Annotated in this window: 20 protein-coding genes and 1 pseudogene; 8 read left to right on the plus strand and 13 right to left on the minus strand. The window is 72.0% G+C overall.

What is annotated here, in order from left to right:
- Positions 1 to 26 precede the first annotated feature (26 nt).
- Positions 27 to 797: an enoyl-ACP reductase FabI gene (gene fabI, locus A949_RS0122355; RefSeq protein ID WP_019358262.1), complete on the minus strand. Its 771-nt coding sequence runs from the start codon at positions 795 to 797 to the stop codon at positions 27 to 29.
- Positions 798 to 799: 2 nt separating this feature from the next.
- Entirely contained in the window at positions 800 to 1,504 is a 705-nt protein-coding gene (fabG, locus tag A949_RS0122360) for a 3-oxoacyl-[acyl-carrier-protein] reductase (protein WP_026004921.1), read from the minus strand.
- 262 nt (positions 1,505 to 1,766) lie between these two features.
- On the opposite strand from fabG, the gene tyrS reads away from it, so the two are divergent.
- The 3 genes from tyrS (at position 1,767) to A949_RS0122375 (ending at position 4,125) form a co-directional block, all read left to right on the plus strand.
- Entirely contained in the window at positions 1,767 to 3,185 is a 1,419-nt protein-coding gene (gene tyrS, locus A949_RS0122365; RefSeq protein ID WP_019358264.1) for a tyrosine--tRNA ligase, read from the plus strand.
- A gap of 118 nt (positions 3,186 to 3,303) precedes the next feature.
- On the plus strand, positions 3,304 to 3,687 hold the full coding sequence (locus A949_RS34200) for a DUF3099 domain-containing protein (protein WP_019358265.1): 384 nt from the start codon (positions 3,304 to 3,306) through the stop codon (positions 3,685 to 3,687).
- A gap of 174 nt (positions 3,688 to 3,861) precedes the next feature.
- On the plus strand, positions 3,862 to 4,125 hold the full coding sequence (locus tag A949_RS0122375) for a hypothetical protein (RefSeq protein ID WP_237735880.1): 264 nt from the start codon (positions 3,862 to 3,864) through the stop codon (positions 4,123 to 4,125).
- Between the two features lie 59 nt (positions 4,126 to 4,184).
- Here the strand turns inward: A949_RS0122375 and moaA are convergent, their stop codons facing one another.
- From moaA to A949_RS39240, 3 genes and pseudogenes are all read right to left on the minus strand, one after another.
- On the minus strand, positions 4,185 to 5,174 hold the full coding sequence (moaA, locus tag A949_RS0122380) for a GTP 3',8-cyclase MoaA (protein ID WP_019358267.1): 990 nt from the start codon (positions 5,172 to 5,174) through the stop codon (positions 4,185 to 4,187).
- A gap of 276 nt (positions 5,175 to 5,450) precedes the next feature.
- On the minus strand, positions 5,451 to 7,097 hold the full coding sequence (locus A949_RS0122385) for a solute symporter family protein (protein WP_019358268.1): 1,647 nt from the start codon (positions 7,095 to 7,097) through the stop codon (positions 5,451 to 5,453).
- Between the two features lie 98 nt (positions 7,098 to 7,195).
- Positions 7,196 to 7,531: pseudogene (locus A949_RS39240) on the minus strand (DUF485 domain-containing protein); the annotation flags it as partial.
- 248 nt (positions 7,532 to 7,779) lie between these two features.
- On the opposite strand from A949_RS39240, the gene A949_RS0122395 reads away from it, so the two are divergent.
- A complete protein-coding gene (locus A949_RS0122395) occupies positions 7,780 to 9,330 on the plus strand; it encodes a S8 family peptidase (protein WP_175488469.1) in 1,551 nt (516 codons plus the stop codon).
- A 162-nt stretch (positions 9,331 to 9,492) separates the two neighbouring features.
- Here the strand turns inward: A949_RS0122395 and A949_RS0122400 are convergent, their stop codons facing one another.
- Positions 9,493 to 10,377, minus strand: coding sequence for a sterol desaturase family protein (locus A949_RS0122400; RefSeq protein ID WP_026004923.1), 885 nt, complete (start codon positions 10,375 to 10,377; stop codon positions 9,493 to 9,495).
- 308 nt (positions 10,378 to 10,685) lie between these two features.
- On the opposite strand from A949_RS0122400, the gene A949_RS0122405 reads away from it, so the two are divergent.
- From A949_RS0122405 to A949_RS0122415, 3 genes are all read left to right on the plus strand, one after another.
- Entirely contained in the window at positions 10,686 to 11,735 is a 1,050-nt protein-coding gene (locus A949_RS0122405; RefSeq protein WP_078534720.1) for a DEDDh family exonuclease, read from the plus strand.
- Positions 11,736 to 11,761: 26 nt separating this feature from the next.
- The gene (locus A949_RS0122410; protein ID WP_019358273.1) at positions 11,762 to 12,562 is read left to right on the plus strand and encodes an SURF1 family cytochrome oxidase biogenesis protein; all 801 of its coding nucleotides are present in this window, start codon (positions 11,762 to 11,764) and stop codon (positions 12,560 to 12,562) included.
- A gap of 64 nt (positions 12,563 to 12,626) precedes the next feature.
- Positions 12,627 to 13,406, plus strand: a complete 780-nt coding sequence (locus tag A949_RS0122415; RefSeq protein ID WP_019358274.1) for an SDR family oxidoreductase — start codon at positions 12,627 to 12,629, stop codon at positions 13,404 to 13,406.
- A gap of 37 nt (positions 13,407 to 13,443) precedes the next feature.
- Here the strand turns inward: A949_RS0122415 and amaP are convergent, their stop codons facing one another.
- From amaP to A949_RS0122440, 5 genes are all read right to left on the minus strand, one after another.
- Positions 13,444 to 14,040, minus strand: a complete 597-nt coding sequence (gene amaP / locus A949_RS0122420; RefSeq protein WP_026004924.1) for an alkaline shock response membrane anchor protein AmaP — start codon at positions 14,038 to 14,040, stop codon at positions 13,444 to 13,446.
- 11 nt (positions 14,041 to 14,051) lie between these two features.
- Positions 14,052 to 14,573: a DUF6286 domain-containing protein gene (locus tag A949_RS0122425; RefSeq protein ID WP_019358276.1), complete on the minus strand. Its 522-nt coding sequence runs from the start codon at positions 14,571 to 14,573 to the stop codon at positions 14,052 to 14,054.
- 278 nt (positions 14,574 to 14,851) lie between these two features.
- On the minus strand, positions 14,852 to 15,232 hold the full coding sequence (locus A949_RS0122430; protein ID WP_019358277.1) for a hypothetical protein: 381 nt from the start codon (positions 15,230 to 15,232) through the stop codon (positions 14,852 to 14,854).
- Positions 15,233 to 15,236: 4 nt separating this feature from the next.
- Positions 15,237 to 15,425, minus strand: coding sequence for a hypothetical protein (locus tag A949_RS0122435; RefSeq protein WP_026004925.1), 189 nt, complete (start codon positions 15,423 to 15,425; stop codon positions 15,237 to 15,239).
- Between the two features lie 73 nt (positions 15,426 to 15,498).
- Entirely contained in the window at positions 15,499 to 15,999 is a 501-nt protein-coding gene (locus A949_RS0122440) for an Asp23/Gls24 family envelope stress response protein (protein ID WP_019358279.1), read from the minus strand.
- Between the two features lie 214 nt (positions 16,000 to 16,213).
- On the opposite strand from A949_RS0122440, the gene A949_RS0122445 reads away from it, so the two are divergent.
- On the plus strand, positions 16,214 to 17,035 hold the full coding sequence (locus A949_RS0122445; RefSeq protein WP_019358280.1) for a hypothetical protein: 822 nt from the start codon (positions 16,214 to 16,216) through the stop codon (positions 17,033 to 17,035).
- A gap of 22 nt (positions 17,036 to 17,057) precedes the next feature.
- On the opposite strand, the gene A949_RS0122450 is transcribed toward A949_RS0122445, so the two are convergent.
- Positions 17,058 to 17,837, minus strand: a complete 780-nt coding sequence (locus A949_RS0122450; RefSeq protein WP_019358281.1) for an enoyl-CoA hydratase/isomerase family protein — start codon at positions 17,835 to 17,837, stop codon at positions 17,058 to 17,060.
- Between the two features lie 75 nt (positions 17,838 to 17,912).
- Positions 17,913 to 18,134 (minus strand): helix-turn-helix domain-containing protein, encoded by a 222-nt coding sequence (locus A949_RS0122455; RefSeq protein ID WP_019358282.1) that lies wholly within the window; start codon positions 18,132 to 18,134, stop codon positions 17,913 to 17,915.
- Between the last annotated feature and the right edge of the window lie 83 nt (positions 18,135 to 18,217).

Here is an 18,217-nt window from a genome sequence, read left to right on the forward strand (position 1 = left end):
GGTACCGGCCGCGCCCCGGCGGGGGGTCAGGCCCCCATCATGTGCACACCGCCGTCGACGTGCACGATCTCGCCCGTGGTACGGGGGAAGAAGTCCGACAGCAGGGCGACGACCCCGCGGCCGGCCGGTTCCGGGTCGGTCAGCTCCCAGCCGATCGGGGCCCGGTGGTTCCACACGTCGGCCAGCTCCTCGAAGCCCGGAATGGACTTGGCCGCCATGGACTTGATGGGCCCGGCCGAGACCAGGTTGCAGCGGATGCCCTGCGGACCCAGGTCCCGCGCGAGGTAGCGGCTGGTGGACTCCAGGGCCGCCTTGGCCACGCCCATCCAGTCGTACTTCGGCCAGGCGATCTGCGCGTCGAAGGTGAGGCCGACGACCGAGCTGCCCTCGTGCAGCAGCGGCAGGCAGGCCATGGTGAGCGACTTGAGCGAGTACGCCGAGACGTGCACGGCGGTGCTCACGTCCTCCCAGGCCGCGCCGAGGAAGTCGAAGGCACCCTGCGGGCCGAAGGCGATCGAGTGGACGATGCCGTCCACCCGCGCGTCCGGACCCCAGTGCTCGCGGATCCGGTCGGCGAGCCCGTCCAGGTGCTCCTGGTTGCTGACGTCCAGCTCGATGACGGGCACGGCCTCGGGCAGCCGCTTGGCGATGCGCTCGACCAGGGAGAGCCGGCCGAAGCCGGTGAGGATGACCTCGGCGCCCTGCTCCTGTGCGACCTTCGCCGCGTGGAAGGCGATCGACCCGTCGGTGATGACGCCCGTGACCAGGACGCGCTTTCCAGCGAGGATTCCGCTCATGTTCAGTGACCCATGCCCAATCCGCCGTCCACGGGAATGACGGCTCCGGTGATGTACGCGGCCTCGTCGGACGCCAGGAAGCGGACCGAGGAGGCGACCTCCTCCGCGGCCGCGTAACGGCCCAGCGGTACCTGCTTGACGATGTCGGCGCGCTGTTCTTCGGTGAGCGCACGGGTCATGTCGGTGTCGACGAAGCCGGGCGCGACGACGTTGCAGGTGATGTTGCGGGAGCCGAGCTCGCGGGAGAGCGAGCGGGCGAAACCGACGAGCCCGGCCTTGGAGGCCGCGTAGTTGGCCTGCCCGGCCTGGCCCATCAGCCCGACGACCGAGGAGATCAGCACGATGCGGCCCTTGCGGGCCCGCAGCATGGCGCGGGAAGCACGCTTGACCACCCGGTAGGTGCCGGTGAGGTTGGTGTCGACGACCGAGGTGAAGTCCTCCTCGGACATCCGCAGCAGGAGCTGGTCACGGGTGACGCCCGCGTTGGCGACGAGCACCTCGACCGCGCCCTGCTTCTCCTCGATCTCCTTGTACGCCTGCTCCACCTGCTCCGGCTCGGTGATGTCGCACTTGACGCCGAGGAAGCCCTCGGGCGGCTCTCCGGAGCGGTAGGTGACGGCGACCTTGTCGCCTGCCTCGGCGAAGGCACGGGCGATGGCGAGGCCGATGCCGCGGTTCCCTCCGGTCACGAGCACTGAGCGGCTCACTGTGCGCCCACCCTTCCTGCTTCTGCTGTCGCGGTCTGTCGCGAACAGACTGCTGTCGCGGTCTGTCGCAAACAGAACCTATCCGGCGCCACCGGGCCGCGAGCACTCGGGCACGGACAGGGGCATCCGCGGCCTCCTGTGGGGTCCCTACAGAAACGCCCGTTCCCCGGCGGGGGGTGAACTGCCCCGGCCTCCGGCGCGGGTACGGGCGCATAGACTTTCCCGTGACCGTATCGAGCACCCACCACACCAGGACAGTGACGTGACACGCCTCGGCGACTCCGTACAGCGCGCCAGCGAGCTGCTGGCCCAGGACCTCTCCTCCGACACGAACGTCGAGCGGCTGCTCGCGGAGACCGGGGCGCGGCGCTCGCTGGACCTGAGCGACCTGCCCGCCGCGGAGCAGGCCGAGCTGATCGGGGCGCGGTCGGTCGATCTGCTGCCGTCGGTGGAGAAGCTGGCCGAGCGGATCGCGGAGCGGGCAGCCCAGGGCAAGGGCCTGCACATCAAGCTGGGCATCGACCCCACGGCGGCGGACGTGCACCTGGGACACGCGGTGCCGGTCCTCGTGCTCAGCCGCTTCCAGCGGATGGGCCACGACGTCACACTGATCATCGGCGACTTCACCGCCAAGATCGGCGACCCCTCGGGCCGCACGGCCGAGCGTCCCCCGCTGACCGACGAGGACATCGCGCGGAACCTCTCCGGATACCAGGAGCAGGTGCGGCCGTTCTTCGACTTCGAGAAGGTGCGCTTCGCGCGCAACAGCGACTGGCTGGCCCCGTTCACGCTGCCGGAACTGCTGGGGCTGCTGACGCAGGTGCCGGTCTCCGCACTGCTCCAGCGGGAGGACTTCCGCAACCGGCTCTCGGAGGGCTCCGGCCTGACGATGTCCGAGCTGCTCTACCCCGTCGCGCAGGCCCTCGACTCGGTCGAGCTGGACTGCGACGTCGAGCTGGGCGGGGTCGACCAGCTGCTCAACCTCCAGATGGGCCGCCGGATGATGGAGGTGCGCGGGCAGCAGCCGCAGCTCGTGGTCACCATGCCGCTGGTCGAAGGCACGGACGGCTCGGGCGCCAAGATGTCCAAGTCCAAGGGCAACTACGTGGGGCTCGGCAGCGCTCCCGACGAGGTCTTCGGCAAGATCATGTCGATTCCGGACCGGCTGATGGCCCCCTACCTGCAGGCCTGGACGGAGTGGACCGACACCGAGATCGACCAGGTGACGGCCCGCATCGAGGCGGGCGCACTGCACCCCATGGACCTGAAGAAGGTGCTGGCCGGCGAGGTCGTCGCAGCGCTGCACGGAGTGCCGGCGGCGATGGCGGCCCGCGCCCACTTCGTGGCCCAGTTCTCCAAGAAGTCCTTCTCCGACCTGGAGACGCTCCCCGGCGTCGCGCTGGACGAGCACGGTGAGGAGGGCGTCGCCGCGGTGCTGACCAAGGTCCTGGAGTTCACCCCGAGCGCGTCGGCCGCCCGCCGCATCGCGAAGCAGAACGGGCTGCGGCTGATCGTCGAGAAGGCGGGCCGGAAACAGCAGTCCGTGGTGCTCTCCGAGACGGAGGCGCTGCGCCCGCTCGCGGAGGTCGCCCGGGAGGCGGTCGCCGCGCAGGCCGACGGGCTCGCCGACGCGCTGTACCTGAAGGCGGGCCGCAAGGTGGCCGAGATCCGCGGGCTGTGACCGGACCGGCCCGCGCGGCGCCCCGGTCTCGTGGCGGACGCATCCGAGGCGTACCGTGGGAAGAGTCCGGATCCCCGCGCAGGGCCGCTGGGAACGGCGGGCGAGCAGGTGGTGAAAAGTGACGCGGAAGCAGCACCAGCACGAGGTTTTCCGGATCACCGGGGCCCGGCAGGGCCTGGAGGAGGACGTGCGCGGAAGGCAGCGGCGCTATGTGATCTCCATGCTGGTCCGCACCCTCGCCGTCATCCTCACCGTGGTGCTGTGGAACGTGGAGCGCCCGCTGGCGGTGGCCACGCTGGTGATCGGACTGACCCTGCCCTACATCGCCGTGGTGATCGCCAATGCGGGCCGCGAGAACGCGCCTTCGGCTCCCCCGGCCGCTCCTCCGCCGGAACCTCCGCAGCGGGCGCTGGAGGGGTCCCGAGTGACGAAAGCGGGCGACAGAACCACACCGGACGACGCGGATCGGGCCTCGAACGAGGCCACGAGCGACCGCAGTTGATCTGGTTCTTCGCACAAACCTCAAGAAAACCTCAGATCAATCCTGCGGTTCCGGTGCACCACGACCGCTCCCGCATGCCATACTTCAGTTGCGCTCCGCATCCCCCGTCGGAGCGATGGACCGACGCCGGGCGGCTCCCCCCGTGGCTGCCCGGCGTCGCTTAATGTCCGGACCGTGAGGCAGGATGAAGCGGTGATCCCCTCCGCCTCCCCCTCCGAAGAGGGACCCGAGACCCCGATCTGCTCCGCCAAGGGCTGCCGCGAGCCGGCCGTGTGGGTGCTCGCCTGGAACAACCCCAAGCTGCACACCCCCGACCGCCGCAAGACCTGGCTGGCCTGCGAGGAACACCGCGAACACCTGTCGAAGTTCCTGGGGGCCCGCGGCTTCCTGAAGGACACCGTGCCACTCACCGAATGGCACGCACCCGACGGCGACTGACCACGCACCCCGGCCCCACCCCTCTTCGGGCGACCGGGCGGGCGGCCTGTCCGCCCGGGTCAGCCCCCGATGGCCGACATCGGGCGCTGCGGCTGGACGAACGACGGGTCGTCGATCCCGGCGCCCGCCTTCTTGCCCCACATCGCCTGCCGCCACAGCGCCGCGACCTCCGCGTCCGAAGCGCCGCCGCGCAGCGCACCCCGCAGATCGGACTCCTCGGTGGCGAACAGGCAGGTGCGCACCTGCCCGTCCGCGGTCAGCCGGGTGCGGTCACAGGCCCGGCAGAAGGGACGGGTGACCGAGGCGATCACCCCCACCCGCTGTGGGCCGCCGTCCACCAGCCAGCGCTCCGCCGGCGCGGAGCCGCGCTCCTCCTGCTGCTCCGGAGTCAGCGTGAAGCGGGTGCGCAGCGACGCCAGGATGTCCCCGGCGGTGATCATGCCCTCGCGCTGCCAGCCGTGCTGTGCGTCCAGCGGCATCTGCTCGATGAAGCGCAGCTCGTAGCCCTCCTCCAGAGCCCAGGACAGCAGCCCGGGGGCCTCCTGGTCATTCATCCCCGGCATCAGCACCGCGTTGACCTTCACCGGTGTCAGCCCCGCCGCCCGCGCGGCGGCCAGCCCGCGCAGCACATCCGCGTGGCGCTTGCGCCGGGTCATCCGCCGGAAGGTCTCCGGGTCGAGCGTGTCCAGCGAGACGTTGACCCGGTCCAGCCCGGCCTCGCGCAGGGCCTGTGCGGTGCGCTCCAGCCCGATGCCGTTGGTGGTCAGCGACATCCTGGGGCGGGCCGGCAGCTCGGCGCAGCGCGCCACGATACCGGCGAGCCCCGGACGCAGCAGCGGCTCACCGCCGGTGAAGCGGACCTCGGTGACGCCGAGCTCCGCGGTGGCGATCCGGACCAGCCGGACGATCTCGTCGTCGGTCAGCAGCTCGGGCTTGGCGAGCCACTGCAGCCCCTCTTCCGGCATGCAGTACGTGCAGCGCAGATTGCAGCGGTCGGTCAGCGAGACGCGCAGGTCGGTGGCGACCCGCCCATAGGTGTCGAGCAGCATGCTGACGGCCCTCCCAAGTGCGTGATCTGCTTCGCAGCGTAAGTCACGTATGTGACATCCGACAGCTTCCGCTGTTGCGGGGTCGCACCTGCGAGGGCGCTGCCGCGCCGCCCGCCGCATCCGCGACTCCCTTCGCGGGGGGCGTCTTCGCGGGGTCGGTTCCCCCCCGTCGCGGGGGTGCGACGCGTTGTGGGGGCACGCCCCCGTCGTCCTTCGGCTGCCGCCGAGAGGCCGTGACGGGGGGAGGCGGCGCCCCCGCAAGGGGGGCGCCCGCCGTCAGTGGGCGCCTACTCCTGTCATGGAGCGAACCTCGAGCTCCGCGTACTTGGCGCCTCCGGCGCCCTCGTCCTTGGAGAGGAGGGAACCGATCCAGCCGAGCAGGAAGCCCAGCGGAATGGAGATGAGGCCGGGATTCTGCAGCGGGAACCAGGCGAAGTCGGCGTCGGGGAACATGGAGGTCTCCTTGCCGGTGACCACCGGCGAGAAGAACACCAGGACCACGGAGGAGACGAGCCCGCCGTAGATCGACCACAGCGCACCCGTGGTGGTGAAGCGCTTCCAGAAGAGGCTGTAGAGGAGCGTGGGCAGGTTCGCGGAGGCGGCGACCGCGAAGGCGAGGGCGACGAGCCCGGCGACGTTGAGCTTGCCGGCGAAGATTCCCAGGCCGATGGCGACGCCGCCGATGATGACCGCCGAGACCCGCGCGGCCTTGACCTCTTCCTTCTCGGTGGCTTTTCCCCTGCGGATGACGTTGGCGTACAGGTCGTGCGCGAAGGAGGACGAGGAGGCGAGGGTGAGTCCGGCGACGACGGCGAGGATCGTGGCGAAGGCGACCGCGGAGATCATCGCCAGCAGGACGGCGCCGCCGGTGGAGTCCGCTCCGCCGCCGATCTCCTGGGCGAGCAGCGGCGCGGCGGTGTTGCCCGCGGCGTTCGAGTCGGTGATGGTCTGGCGGCTGAGCAGCGCGGCGGCGCCGAAGCCGAGCGCGATGGTCATCAGGTAGAAGACGCCGATGATGCCGATGGCCCAGTTGACGGACTTCCGGGCGGCTTTGGCGGTGGGCACGGTGTAGAAGCGGATGAGGATGTGCGGGAGTCCGGCGGTGCCGAGCACGAGGGCGATGCCCAGGGAGATGAAGTCGATCCGGGAGGTCGTCGAGACGCCGTACTTGAGTCCGGGTTCCAGGAACGACGCGCCCTTGCCGCTGTTCTCGGCGGCGGCGCCGAGCAGGGCGGAGAGGTTGTAGTTGAACTTGTGGAACACCAGCACGGTGATCACGACGGTGCCGCCGATCAGCAGGCACGCCTTGATCATCTGCACCCAGGTGGTGCCCTTCATGCCGCCGACCGTCACGTAGAGGATCATGACGATGCCGACGAAGACGACGATCAGGTTCTTGCCGGTCTCGCCGGTGATGCCCAGCAGCAGTGCGACGAGGGCGCCGGCGCCGACCATCTGGGCGAGCAGGTAGAAGATCGAGACGATGATGGTGGAGACGCCCGCGGCGGTCCGTACGGGGCGCTGCCGCATCCGGTAGGCCAGTACGTCGCCCATGGTGTAGCGCCCGGAGTTCCGCAGCGGTTCGGCGACCAGCAGCAGCGCCACGAGCCAGGCGACGAGGAAGCCGATGGAGTAGAGGAATCCGTCGTACCCGGAGAGCGCGATGGCTCCGGCGATGCCGAGGAAGGACGCGGCGGACATGTAGTCGCCGGAGATGGCCAGACCGTTCTGGAAGCCGCTGAACTGGCGTCCGCCCGCGTAGAAGTCGGTGGCGTCCTTGGTCCGGCGTCCCGCCCAGACGGTGACGCCGAGGGTGATGGCGACGAAGACGGAGAAGAGGGTGATGATCAGCGTGCGGTGCTCGCCGGCGCCCTCGGCGGCCAGTTGGGCGGCGGGGGCCGCGAGTTGCTGGGTGAGACTCATGCGTCGTCCTCCTGACCGGCGAGCTGGCCCTTGTCCTCGTCCCGGGGTGTGGCCTGGTGGCCGATTTCGGCCCCGGTGGCCCGCTGCAGGTTCTCCGCCTCCAGCCGCGTCTTGAGCGCTTCCGCCTTGGGGTCGAGCTTCACTGCGGCGAAGCGCGAGTACCACCAGGCGATCAGGAAGGTCGTCAGGAACTGGGCCAGTCCGAAGACGAAGGCGACGTTGACGTTGCCGACGACTTCGGTGCTCATGAAGCCGCCCGCGTAGTTGGAGAGCAGGACGTAGAGCAGGTACCAGACGATGAACCCGACGGTGAGCGGGAAGACGAACGAGCGGTAGCCGCGCCGGAGTTCACCGAACTCGGCACTGTGCTGGACGTCCGTGTAGTCGCGGGGGCCCGGTGGGCCGGGGTGCGCGTGCTCTGGGGCGGTGTCCACGGTGACTCCTGACGGAACGTGAGGGGGACGGAGCGTTCGAGAGAGTGTGACCCACGTCTCAATGACGAGCAGTGGGCGCATCGTAGATCGTCCGTCGCGCCCGCAACAGGGGTCGGTAGTTGAAACAGATAAGACCGATCACGGTTGTGTACAGCCTTCGGACTTTCTCCATCAATCCATTGCAGTTACCTGGCTCCCAGAGATAACTTCCGTCGTCTGTGGACAACTTCAGACGACATGGAGACCCCATGCATGTGAGACCATCCAGGCGGCGGCGTGCTGTGGCGGTGCCGCTGGGACTGGTGTTGACCGCCACCCTCGGCCTGGCGGGCGCGGCCTCCGCGAACGCACAGACCACCGAGCGGGCCGCGGCCGAGGCCGCGACACCCAAGGCGAAGGCCGGCGAGAAGCTCAGCTACATCGTCAACACCGAAACCAGTGGCCGTACCGTCAAACGTGTCAAGAAGGAAATACGCGAGGCTGACGGCAAGGTCATAGCCACTTACCGGAAAATAGGCGTCATCGTCGCGCACTCCAGCAACCCGGAGTTCGGCGAGACACTGCGCAACGTCGACGGTGTCGACTCGGCGGGCGCCACCCGCACCGCTCCGCTCAAGGCGGCGAGCACCACCGAGGTGGGCAAGCCGCACTTCGTCAAGGAGCCCAAGGCCAAGTCGTCGCTGACCGCGGCGCGGGCCAAGGACCAGGAGCCGCTGGAGTCCCTGCAGTGGGACAAGCGGGCCATCAAGGCCGACAAGGCCGCCAAGGTCAACGAGGGCAGCAGGAAGGTCACCGTCGGCGTCATCGACACCGGCGTGGACGACACCCACCCGGACCTGAAGGCCAACTTCTCCAAGAGGCAGTCCGCGAACTGCGTCGGCGGCAAGGCCGACACCTCGCCCGGCGCCTGGCGTCCGTACGACCCGAGCGAGGACTACCACGGCACCCACGTGGCGGGCATCATCGCCGCGCCCCGCAACGGTGTCGGCATCGCGGGCACCGCGCCCAACGTGAAGGTCGCCTCCCTGAAGGTGAGCGAGCCCGACACGGCGCTGTTCTACAGCGAGGCCGTGGTCTGCGCCATGGTGTTCGCGGCCGACCACGGCATCGAGGTCACCAACAACAGCTACTACGTCGACCCGTGGCTCTACAACTGCGACGACCAGGTCGACCAGAAGGCCATCATGGAGTCGGTGCAGCGCGCCGTCCGGTACGCGCAGCACAAGGGCGTCACCACGGTCACCTCGGCGGGCAACTCGTCCAACGACCTGGCCGCTGACGAGATCAAGGACGCCAGCAGCCCGGACGACGGCACCCCGGTCGAGCGGACCATCGACCCGGAGCACTGCAAGGACGTGCCGGCGATGCTGGAGGGCACCACCTCCGTCTCGGCGACCGGCCCGGAGAACCTGAAGTCGTACTACTCCAACTACGGCCGGTACGAGATCGACGTGACGGCGCCCGGTGGTGACCGCGCGTTCCAGACTCCGGAGGAGCCCGCCAAGGACGGCGGTGTGCTGTCCACCATGCCGAACGGCGAGTACGCCTACCTCCAGGGCACCTCGATGGCCGGTCCGCAGGTCGCGGGTGTGGCGGCGCTGATCAAGAGCACCCACCCCAAGTCCAGCGCCCAGGAGGTCTCCTGGCTGCTGAAGGCGCAGGCCCAGACCCTGCCCTGCCCGGAGAGCTACGACCCGGGCAACCGCGGCACCTACGCCGCCACCTGCACCGGTGTGCGGGGGAACAACAGCTTCTACGGCCACGGGCTCGTGGACGCGCTGGCGGCCGTCACCAAGTGACGCCGTGACGGAGTGCCGACCGCTCCGGCCGCATGGCGGCCCGGGCGGTCGGCACAGGGGGCCGGACCGCGTAGCCAGCGGTCCGGCCCCCTTTTCCGTCTTCTCCGTCTTCCCGTGCTCGCGTTCCTTCCGTCTTCCCGCGCTCCGCTGGCGCCGGTCCGGCTACCGGTCGGCGGCGAGTTCGGCCGCGGCGCGTTGCGGCTCGGCGGGCTGTTCGGCCGGCTGCCAGCCGGGGCCGCGGAAGATCCGTCCGCCGCGCTCCCGCCAGCCGCGCGCCGCGCGCACGTCGCGGGCGATGGCCGCGTACTCGTGCGTGGCGACGCGCAGCGGGTTGTAGGAGTTGACGTTCTTGGTCAGGCCGAAGACGCAGGGGTCGGTCTCCGGCACGAACGAGCCGAAGAGCCGGTCCCAGACGATCAGGATGCCGCCGAAGTTGCGGTCCAGGTAGCTGCCCTGGGACGCGTGGTGCACGCGGTGGTGCGAGGGCGTGTTGAAGACGAACTCGACGGGGCGCGGGAGCTTCCCGATCCGCTCGGTGTGGATCCAGAACTGGTACACGAGGTTGGTGGCGGAGCAGAACGCGAGGGCCGCCGGGTGGACGCCGCAGGCGATCATCGGCAGGTAGAACGGCCACACGGTCCAGGTCGTCCAGGGCTGGCGGAGCGCCGTGGTGAAGTTGAACTTCCTGCTGGAGTGGTGCACGACGTGGCAGGCCCACAGGATGCGGATCACGTGGTGGCCCCGGTGCGACCAGTAGTAGAAGAAGTCCTGCGCGAGCAGCATCAGGGGCAGGGTCCACCAGAGGATCGGCACGCGGAGCGGGGTGAGTTCGTAGACCGCCGCGTACAGGGCGACGATCGGGATCTTCCACAGCGCGTCGAACACCAGGCTGCCGAGCCCCATGGTGATGCTCGTCGCGGCGTCCTTCGCGGCGTATCCGGCGGCGTCCTCGTCCGGATGGAGGCGGTAGCTCACCATTTCGATGACGGTGAGCAGGACGAACGCGGGGATGGACCAGAGGACCACATCGGGCAGGCTAGACGGCATGTCAGCAAGGTAAGGCCGCCGGAAGCCCCGCGCCAGAGGTTGTTACCGCTTGGTATGGAATCCCGGCCACGCCGCATCCGCCCCTTCCCTCCCGGAACGGGTACCGCGCGGAGGGGTGCCGCCCGGGCCGCGGCCCGGCGTCCGTCCGCTCCGCCCGGCCGCGGCCGCGGAGGCACCGCGGACCGTCGTCGGCCGTGCCGTACGGGAGTTGAGCGCTTCGCCGGCGGAGCGGGACACCGCAAGCCCGGACGCGGGGGCGCGGACACGGCGTGCGGCGCTGTCAGTAGCGCCCCGTATTCTCTGTGACCATGCTCGAAGACCAGACGGCACGCACGGACGGGACCTCCCCGCGCATCCCCGCGCAGCCCGCCGCCGACTCCCAGCCGCCCTCCGACTGGCCCACCGGATATCCGGACGGCTACGCGGTGGTGGACGTGGAGACCACGGGCCTCGCGCGGGACGACCGGATAGTCTCCGCGGCCGTCTACCGCCTGGACGCACGCGGCGAGGTCGAGGACCGCTGGTACACGCCGGTCAATCCGCAGCGCGACCCCGGCCCCACCTGGATCCACGGGCTGACCGCCGAGGCGCTGGCCGACGCGCCGCTCTTCGGGGAGATCGCCGAGGAGTTCGCCACCCGGCTGGCGGGCCGCGTACTGGTCGCGCACAACGCCATCTTCGACTGGTCGATGATCGCGCGGGAGTACGCGCGTGCCGAACGCGAGGCGCCGGTGCGCCAGCGGCTGTGCACCATCGCGCTGTCCAAGGAGCTGTCGCTGCCGCTGCCCAATCACAAACTGGAGTCCCTGGCCGCGCACTACGGCGTGGTCCAGCAGCGGGCGCACCACGCGCTGGACGACGCGCGGGTGCTGGCCGAGGCGTTCCGCCCCAGCCTGCATCTGGCGGCGCGGCAGCGGGTGCGGCTGCCGCTGCTGGCGTGCCAGCCGCTGACCGAGTGGTCGGACGCGGTGGTCCCGCGCCGCCCGGGCGGCGGGACGGGTGCCGGGTACCGCACCTCCGGCCGCGGGTACGGCACCTGGCGGCCCGCGCGCAAGCGCCCGGCCTGCCCGTACCCCAACCCGGGACGCTACGAACCGGAGGGGCGCCTGGTGCAGGGGATGCGGGTGGCCATCTCCGGGGACACCTCGGTGGACCGGGACCTGCTGGAGGACCGGGCCATCGAGGCGGGCCTCCACATCGCCACCAGCGTCTCGCGGCTCACCAGTCTCCTGGTCACCAATGACCCGGACTCCCCCACCTCGAAGGTGGTGAAGGCCCGCAGCCACGGCACCCCCGTCGTCGACGAGGCCGCCTTCACCCAGCTCCTGCAGGACGTGGCCCCCGCACCGGAGGGGTGAACCGCCGGGGGGTACCGTCGGTAGACGTGTACCGCTTCCTGCTGTCCCGGCAATGGGTGATCCTCACCCTGCTCGGCCTCGTGCTGATCCCCGCGATGATCAAGCTGGGCTTCTGGCAGCTGCACCGGCACGAGAGCCGGGTCGCGCGCAACGAGGAGGTGGCCGCGAGCCTGTCGGCGCCCACCGTGCCGGTCACCGAACTGACCGGGAGGGGCCGCCGGCCCGCCGACCGCGACAAGTTCCGCACGGTCACCGCGCACGGTACCTACGACACCGCGCACGAGGTCGTCGTCCGGCACCGCACCGGCCCGGACCGCGACACCATCGGCTACTTCGTCGTCACCCCGCTCGTCCTCGACGACGGTTCGGCGGTCCTGGTCAACCGCGGCTGGATCCGCGCGGACCGCGATCTGACGGCCTTCCCCCAGGTGCCGGAGCCGCCGCGGGGCCGGGTCGGCGTCGTCGGCCGGATGATGCCGGACGAGACCACCGAAGCCAGCGGGATCAAGGACACCCAGGGGTTGCCCGACCGCCAGGTCATGCTGATCAACAGCCGGAAGCAGGCCCCAGAGGTGGACCACCCGCTGCTGGGGGGCTTCATCCAGCTGACGAAAACCTCGCCCCGGCCCGGCGGACAGCAGCCGGAGGTGCTGCCCGAGCCCGACCACAGCGGGATCGGTCCGCACATGGCCTACGCCGTGCAGTGGTGGCTGTTCACCGCCGCGGTACCGGTCGGCTGGGTCGTCCTGGTGCGCCGCGAGGTCAAGGAGCGGCGCGCGGCGGCCGAAGCCCCGGAGCGACCGGAGCCGGTGGCCGAGCCCGTCTGAGACCGGCGGCAGCCCGGGCACCGCACCTTCGGGTGCGGCGGCGCGGTCAGGCAGACTGCTCCCCATGGACCTTGGACTTTCGCAGCGCGTCTACGTCATCACCGGGGGCACCCGCGGGCTCGGGTTCGCCACCGCCGCACAACTGCTCGCCGAAGGGGCGCGCGTCGTCGTCACCGGCCGCTCGGAGAAGTCGGCCGAGGAGGCGGCGGCGCAGCTCGGGGTGGAGGCGTCGGGCGCCGAGGGCCGGGCGCTGGGCATCGGCGCCGACAACGCCGACCCCGAGACCCCGGCGAGGGTGATCGCCGCCGCCCGGGAGCGGTTCGGGCGGTTCGACGGCCTCCTCGTCAGCGTCGGCGGCCCCCAGGCGGGCGTACCCGCCGACCAGCTCACCGACGAGCAGTGGCGGACGGCCTTCGACGACGTCTTCCTCGGCGCCGTGCGGCTGGCCCGCACGGCGGCAGGTGAGCTGGGCGAGGGCGGAGTGGTCGGCTTCGTGCTGTCCGGGTCCGTGCGCGAGCCGATCCCCGGGCTGACCCTCTCCAACGGGCTGCGCCCGGGACTGGCGGGGTTCGCCAAGAGCCTCGCGAACGAGTTGGGCCCGCGCGGCATCCGGGTGCTGGGGCTGATGCCCGGCCGGATCGGCACCGAGCGGATGCAGTACCTGGACTCCCTCTCCGGGGACGGGGACGCCGCCCGCGAGCGCAACTGCTCGGGCATCCCGCTGCGCCGCTACGGCACACCGGAGGAGTTCGGCCGGACGGCCGCCTTCGTCCTCTCCCCCGCGGCCTCGTATCTGACCGGGGTGATGCTGCCGGTGGACGGCGGGGCGCTGCACGGGTTCTGAGGGCCGGGTGCCGCCCGGAGCCGGGCCGCTCCGGCGATCAGCTCACGCGTTCCGCACGGTGCCGGGCGGCCCGCATCCTGACCTCGGCCGGCAGCTCGCGCAGCCCGGCCGAGTTCACCGCGTGGGCCAGTGCCTCGCGGTGCAGCCGGTGCACCGCGGGGCCCGGCTTGGCGTGCGCGGTCAGCACCAGCCCGACGCGGGCCCGCGGGCGGCCGCGCTTCCCCGTCAGGACGACACGTGCCCGGTCGATGCCCGGCTGGGACTCGGCCTCCGCGGCGACGGCGTCCTCCAGGGCCCGCCCCCGGAGGACGGCGCCCTCGCCGTCCCCGCTGTCGATCTCGACTCCGTCCAGCCGCTGCCACCGCAACTGCGCCAGCAGCCACCACAGGAACAGCAGGAACAGCACGGCCAGGACGGCGAGCGCCACCGGCCACCACCAGCCCTCATCGGTCCACCGGGTGCGCTCGGTGTCGCTCAGGACCACGTCATCGGGCCGGCTCCAGGGCCAGTCCGCGGGCATGGTGACCCCCCATCGGCGGGGCAGGTCGAAACCCGCGAAGAGCACCGCCAGGCCGAGCGCGAGCAGCACCAGCCCGACCAGCGCGAGCAGCACCCGGTCAACAGTCCGCAGCATCGTCCCTCGCCTCACCGTCGTTTCGCCGGCCGCCGCACCCGGACGGCCAGTCCGGGTCGTCTGGCCAGGCCCAGCTCCGCGATGCCGGACCGCAGCGCGCCGTCCAGGTCGCCGCGCACCCGGTCCAGGTCGCGGAAGTGCGCCGTCGCCCGGGCCCGGACCCTGCGGCGGGAGACGGTGACCCGCACCGCCTGCACGCCCGAGACCTCCATGGCCCGGTCCCGCAGCACCAGCGCCGCCGCGGAGCGTTCGAGTCCGGCGCGCACCCGGGGGACGTCCGGCCGCATCGTCAGCAGCGACCGCTTGCCGGGGGTGAGTGCCAGTACCAGCAGCCACAGTCCGAGTGCGGCGAGCACGGCGGCACCCGCCAGCATGAGGACGTCGTCGAGGCGGCGGGAGGCCAGTTCGTCGGTGAGCGTCCGGCGCCAGGCCATCCCCGCGCGTCCGGCCCGCACGGAGGCCGCGTCGTAGAGCAGGATCCCGGTGCCCGCGAACAGCAGCAGCGCGACGACGGCGGACGGCCCCCTGCGCACCGACCAGAACCGGCCGGCCTTCCCTTCGCCCGAGCCGGCTTCGCCCGTCTCCTCGGGAGGAGCGGAACCGGAGCCGGACGGCCCCGACGCGTCGGGCGACGCCGGTCCGGGGGGCTCCGGACCCGAGGGGCCCTCCGGAGTGTCGGGGGTCTCGGGGGCCTCAGAAGCCCCGGGGGATCCGGGGGCCCCTGGAGCCTGCGGGGTCTTCCCGGACGTGGCGCCCGCTCCTCGCCGGCCGGAACCGGCCGGGTGCGGAGCGCCCGTGTCGCCTGCTGGGGTCACTGCACCCTCCCGGAGCGTTCGCCCCGCAGCTGCGCCGAGGTCAGCCGCTCGATGTCCAGTGCCACGTCCGGCACGTCCATGCCGACGAGCTCGCCCACCCGCGCGATGACGCGGCGGCGTACGGCGCCGCACTGCGCGCCGAGATCCGAGGGGTAGCCGAGCTCCAGCCCGAGACGTACCCGCGCGGTCCGCTCCCGGACGGTGACCGCGGTACGGCGCACCGACCGTCCCGCCGAGGGCCCGGCGGCGGACGGGCCGGCCCCGGCCCGGGTCTGGCGCAGCGCCTCGCGCGCGGCCTGTGCGGCCACTTTGGCGACCACCCGGTCGGCGATCCTGGTCGCCCCCCGCTCACCGGCGGAGATCTGGGCATCCGTCACGGAGTCACCTGCGGCGCTCGCCGTCCCGGCCCCGGAAGAAGTCCCCCGCCTCCAGGTCTCCGTCCGCGAACCGTCCCACCAGGAAGCCGACGGCCCCCAGCGCCGCGACCAGCACAAAGGCTCCGAATCCGCCGAAGTATCCGGCGAAGCCCAGCGCCAGTCCGGCGATCAGGCCGGCAAAGGCCATACTCATCCTGCGCTCCTTCGGTCGGCGCCGGGGCGGGGCACGCGGCGCTCGGGCCCGTGCCCCGGTGTGCCGCGGCGGCTCACTGCACGCGGCTGCGGTCGGAGTCCTCGTCCTCGTCGTCCTCCTCGTCGGGCAGCTTGACGTCGCTCACCGCGATGTTGACCTCGACCACCTCGAGGCCGGTCATCCGCTCGACGGACGAGACGACGTTCTCCCGCACCGCGCGCGCCACGTCGGCGATCGACACGCCGTAGTCGACGACGATCTCCAGATCGAGCGCCGTCTGCACCTCGCCGACCTCGGCCTTGACGCCCCGGCTGACCGACTTGCCGCCGCCGGGGACCCGGTCGCGCACGGCGCCGAAGGTCCGGGCCATACCGCCGCCCATCGCATGGACGCCGACCACGTCGCGGGCCGCCATGCCCGCGATCTTCTCGACCACGCCGTCGGCGATGGTGGTGCGGCCCCGGACAGCCGCCGCCCCCGGCCCGCGGCGGCCCTGGTCCGTTCCCCCGCCGGTCTGCCGTCCGGCGCTGCCGCTGCGGTTCTCGGAGCGGTTGGACGTACTGGTCTCGGACATCTCTGCGCCCCTCTCGGAGGTTCGAAGCGGCCTGCCGCTCCGGCACTCAACGTAGGCACATCCCGGCCGACGGCGCGCGCGCAGATCCGGTGCACTCCTCCGTGCGGGTGACCCTTGCCCCCCGTACGCCGTGCGGTCCGCGCGGGCGCGCCGTCGGCGCGGAAGGTTCTCTCACGGCGGGAACGGCGGCGGACACGGAAGGGAAGTGCGCGCCATGGCGGCGGAACGGGCGACCACGGAGGTACGGCAGCAGCTCGGACTGGGGCGGATCCTGCCGCTGGGCGAGGCGGCGGACGGCGCCTGGGTCGCGGAGGAGGCGGCGTTGGCGGAGCTGCACCGGTCGGTGCCCGGCGCCCGGCTGAGCGCGGTGCGGCTGGACCCCTCCGGCCCGCGCGCCACCGCCGAGTCCGCCGTACCCGCACCCGCCGGCGCCCTGCCGCCGGGGCCGCTGACGCTGACCGCGAATCTGGCCGTGTACGCCGACCGTCCGGTTCCGACCGCGGCCGAGGAGGTGCGGCGCACCCTGCTGGCGGCGGCCGAGGGTGAGCTGGGTCTGCCGCTGGAGTATGTGGACCTGCGGGTGACCGAGCTGGTGGAGGCGGGCGGCGCGGGAGGCGGGCGCGGCCAGGAGGAGGGGTCCGGCCCGCGGGAGAGCGCGGAGGCCCCGGATTCCGGGCCGGAGCCCGCGGCGCGTGGCGCGGGGCCGGAGGGGCGGGCGGCGGCCGCGGGGACGGAGCAGGAGGAGGCCGCCGGCCGCGTCGCCCGGGCCGTGCTCGCCGTGGAGGGCGTGGTCCGGCTCGCCCCCGCGCAGGGGCCCGCCTTCACGCATGTCGCCGTGGGGCCGCGGTTCGGTGCCGTCCGCATCGAGGGCGACCCGGGGGCGGGCCCTTGCCATGTGCTGCTCAGGGTGGCCGTCTCGCCCGCCCGGCGCGTGCTGGACACCGCGCGCGCCGCGGGTGCCGCGGCGCGCGGGGCGCTCGGCACCTCCGGCGGGGTGACGGTGGCGGTCCTGGTGGCCGCCGTCGACCGGAGGTGAGCCGCCGGACGGAAGCGGGCGGCTAGTCGCCGAGCCCGGCCAGGTCGCGGAGGCGGCGTGCCTGGGCGGCGCGCTCGGCGGCGCGCTGCTCGTCGAAGCCGCGCGTGCCGGCACCGGCGAGCAGCGCCTTGGTCTCGACGACGGCTCCCCGCGGTGCGGCCAACAGCGCGGCGGCCAGATCGGTGACGGCGCCGTCCAGTTCGTCGACGGGCACCACCAGGTTGGCGAGCCCGACGCGTTCGGCCTCCTCGGCGTGGACGAAGCGGCCGGTGGCGCAGATCTCCAGGGCGCGCGCCGGACCGACCAGGTGCACCAGCGGGTGCGTCCCGGTCAGGTCGGGCACCAGCCCCAGGCTGGTCTCGCGCATGGCGAACTGCACGTCCCGCGCGCAGACCCGCAGGTCGCAGGCGAGTGCGAGCTGGAACCCGGCGCCGATGGCGTGCCCCTGGACCGCCGCGACGCTGATCAGGTCGGAGCGGCGCCACCAGGTGAAGGCCTCCTGGTACTCCGCGATGGCGGCGTCCAGTTCCTCGTCACCACCGTGCGCGAGGTCCAGGAACGACGGTTCGCCGTCGAAGCCCTCGGGCTCGAAAGCCTGCCGGTCGAGCCCGGCGGAGAAGGACTTGCCCTCGCCGCGCAGCACGACGACCCGGACCGTGCCCGGCAGCACGCGCCCCGCCTCGGCCAGTGCCCGCCAGGTGGCGGGCGTCTGCGCGTTGCGCTTGGCCGGGTTGGTGAGGGTGACCGTGGCCACCTCGCCGTCGGCGGCGACGTGTACGCCGTCCTGGTTGAGCAGGGTCATCGAGGTCCTCCGGTGGTTACCCAGCAGTATTGCCAACTGAAGAGTAACTACCGGAGGGTCCGCTCGAAAGCCTCCTCAGGAGGAGCTCGACTTCTTGCCTCGGGTCGCTCCGCCGCGTCCGCGCAGGGTCACACCCGACTCGCTGAGCATCCGGTGCACAAACCCGTAGGAACGGCCGGTCTCTTCGGCCAGCGCCCTGATGCTCGCTCCGGAGTCGTACTTCTTCTTCAGGTCTGCCGCGAGCTTCTCGCGCGCGGCGCCGGTAACCCGGCTGCCCTTCTTCAGAGTCTCGGCCACCCGTGCCTCCTCATGGGAAGTGCGCTCTGTGCTTCTCATGATCACCCCTCCCTGCACATCTGGCCACCCATTCGGCAAGGTCT

This window comes from Streptomyces sp. AA1529 (assembly GCF_000280905.1).
Taxonomy (GTDB): domain Bacteria; phylum Actinomycetota; class Actinomycetes; order Streptomycetales; family Streptomycetaceae; genus Streptomyces.

Bases quoted from the DNA above. Each gene is read 5' to 3' on its own strand.
- A949_RS0122415 (WP_019358274.1), top strand. From the start codon at position 12,627: ATGGACCTTGGACTTTCGCAGCGCGTCTACGTCATCACCGGGGGCACC.
- fabI (WP_019358262.1), bottom strand. From the start codon at position 797: ATGAGCGGAATCCTCGCTGGAAAGCGCGTCCTGGTCACGGGCGTCATC.
- A949_RS0122395 (WP_175488469.1), top strand. From the start codon at position 7,780: ATGCATGTGAGACCATCCAGGCGGCGGCGTGCTGTGGCGGTGCCGCTG.
- A949_RS0122440 (WP_019358279.1), bottom strand. From the start codon at position 15,999: ATGTCCGAGACCAGTACGTCCAACCGCTCCGAGAACCGCAGCGGCAGC.
- moaA (WP_019358267.1), bottom strand. From the start codon at position 5,174: ATGCTGCTCGACACCTATGGGCGGGTCGCCACCGACCTGCGCGTCTCG.
- A949_RS0122385 (WP_019358268.1), bottom strand. From the start codon at position 7,097: ATGAGTCTCACCCAGCAACTCGCGGCCCCCGCCGCCCAACTGGCCGCC.
- A949_RS0122450 (WP_019358281.1), bottom strand. From the start codon at position 17,837: ATGACCCTGCTCAACCAGGACGGCGTACACGTCGCCGCCGACGGCGAG.
- A949_RS0122435 (WP_026004925.1), bottom strand. From the start codon at position 15,425: ATGAGTATGGCCTTTGCCGGCCTGATCGCCGGACTGGCGCTGGGCTTC.
- amaP (WP_026004924.1), bottom strand. From the start codon at position 14,040: ATGCTGCGGACTGTTGACCGGGTGCTGCTCGCGCTGGTCGGGCTGGTG.
- A949_RS0122445 (WP_019358280.1), top strand. From the start codon at position 16,214: ATGGCGGCGGAACGGGCGACCACGGAGGTACGGCAGCAGCTCGGACTG.
- A949_RS0122405 (WP_078534720.1), top strand. From the start codon at position 10,686: ATGCTCGAAGACCAGACGGCACGCACGGACGGGACCTCCCCGCGCATC.
- A949_RS0122400 (WP_026004923.1), bottom strand. From the start codon at position 10,377: ATGCCGTCTAGCCTGCCCGATGTGGTCCTCTGGTCCATCCCCGCGTTC.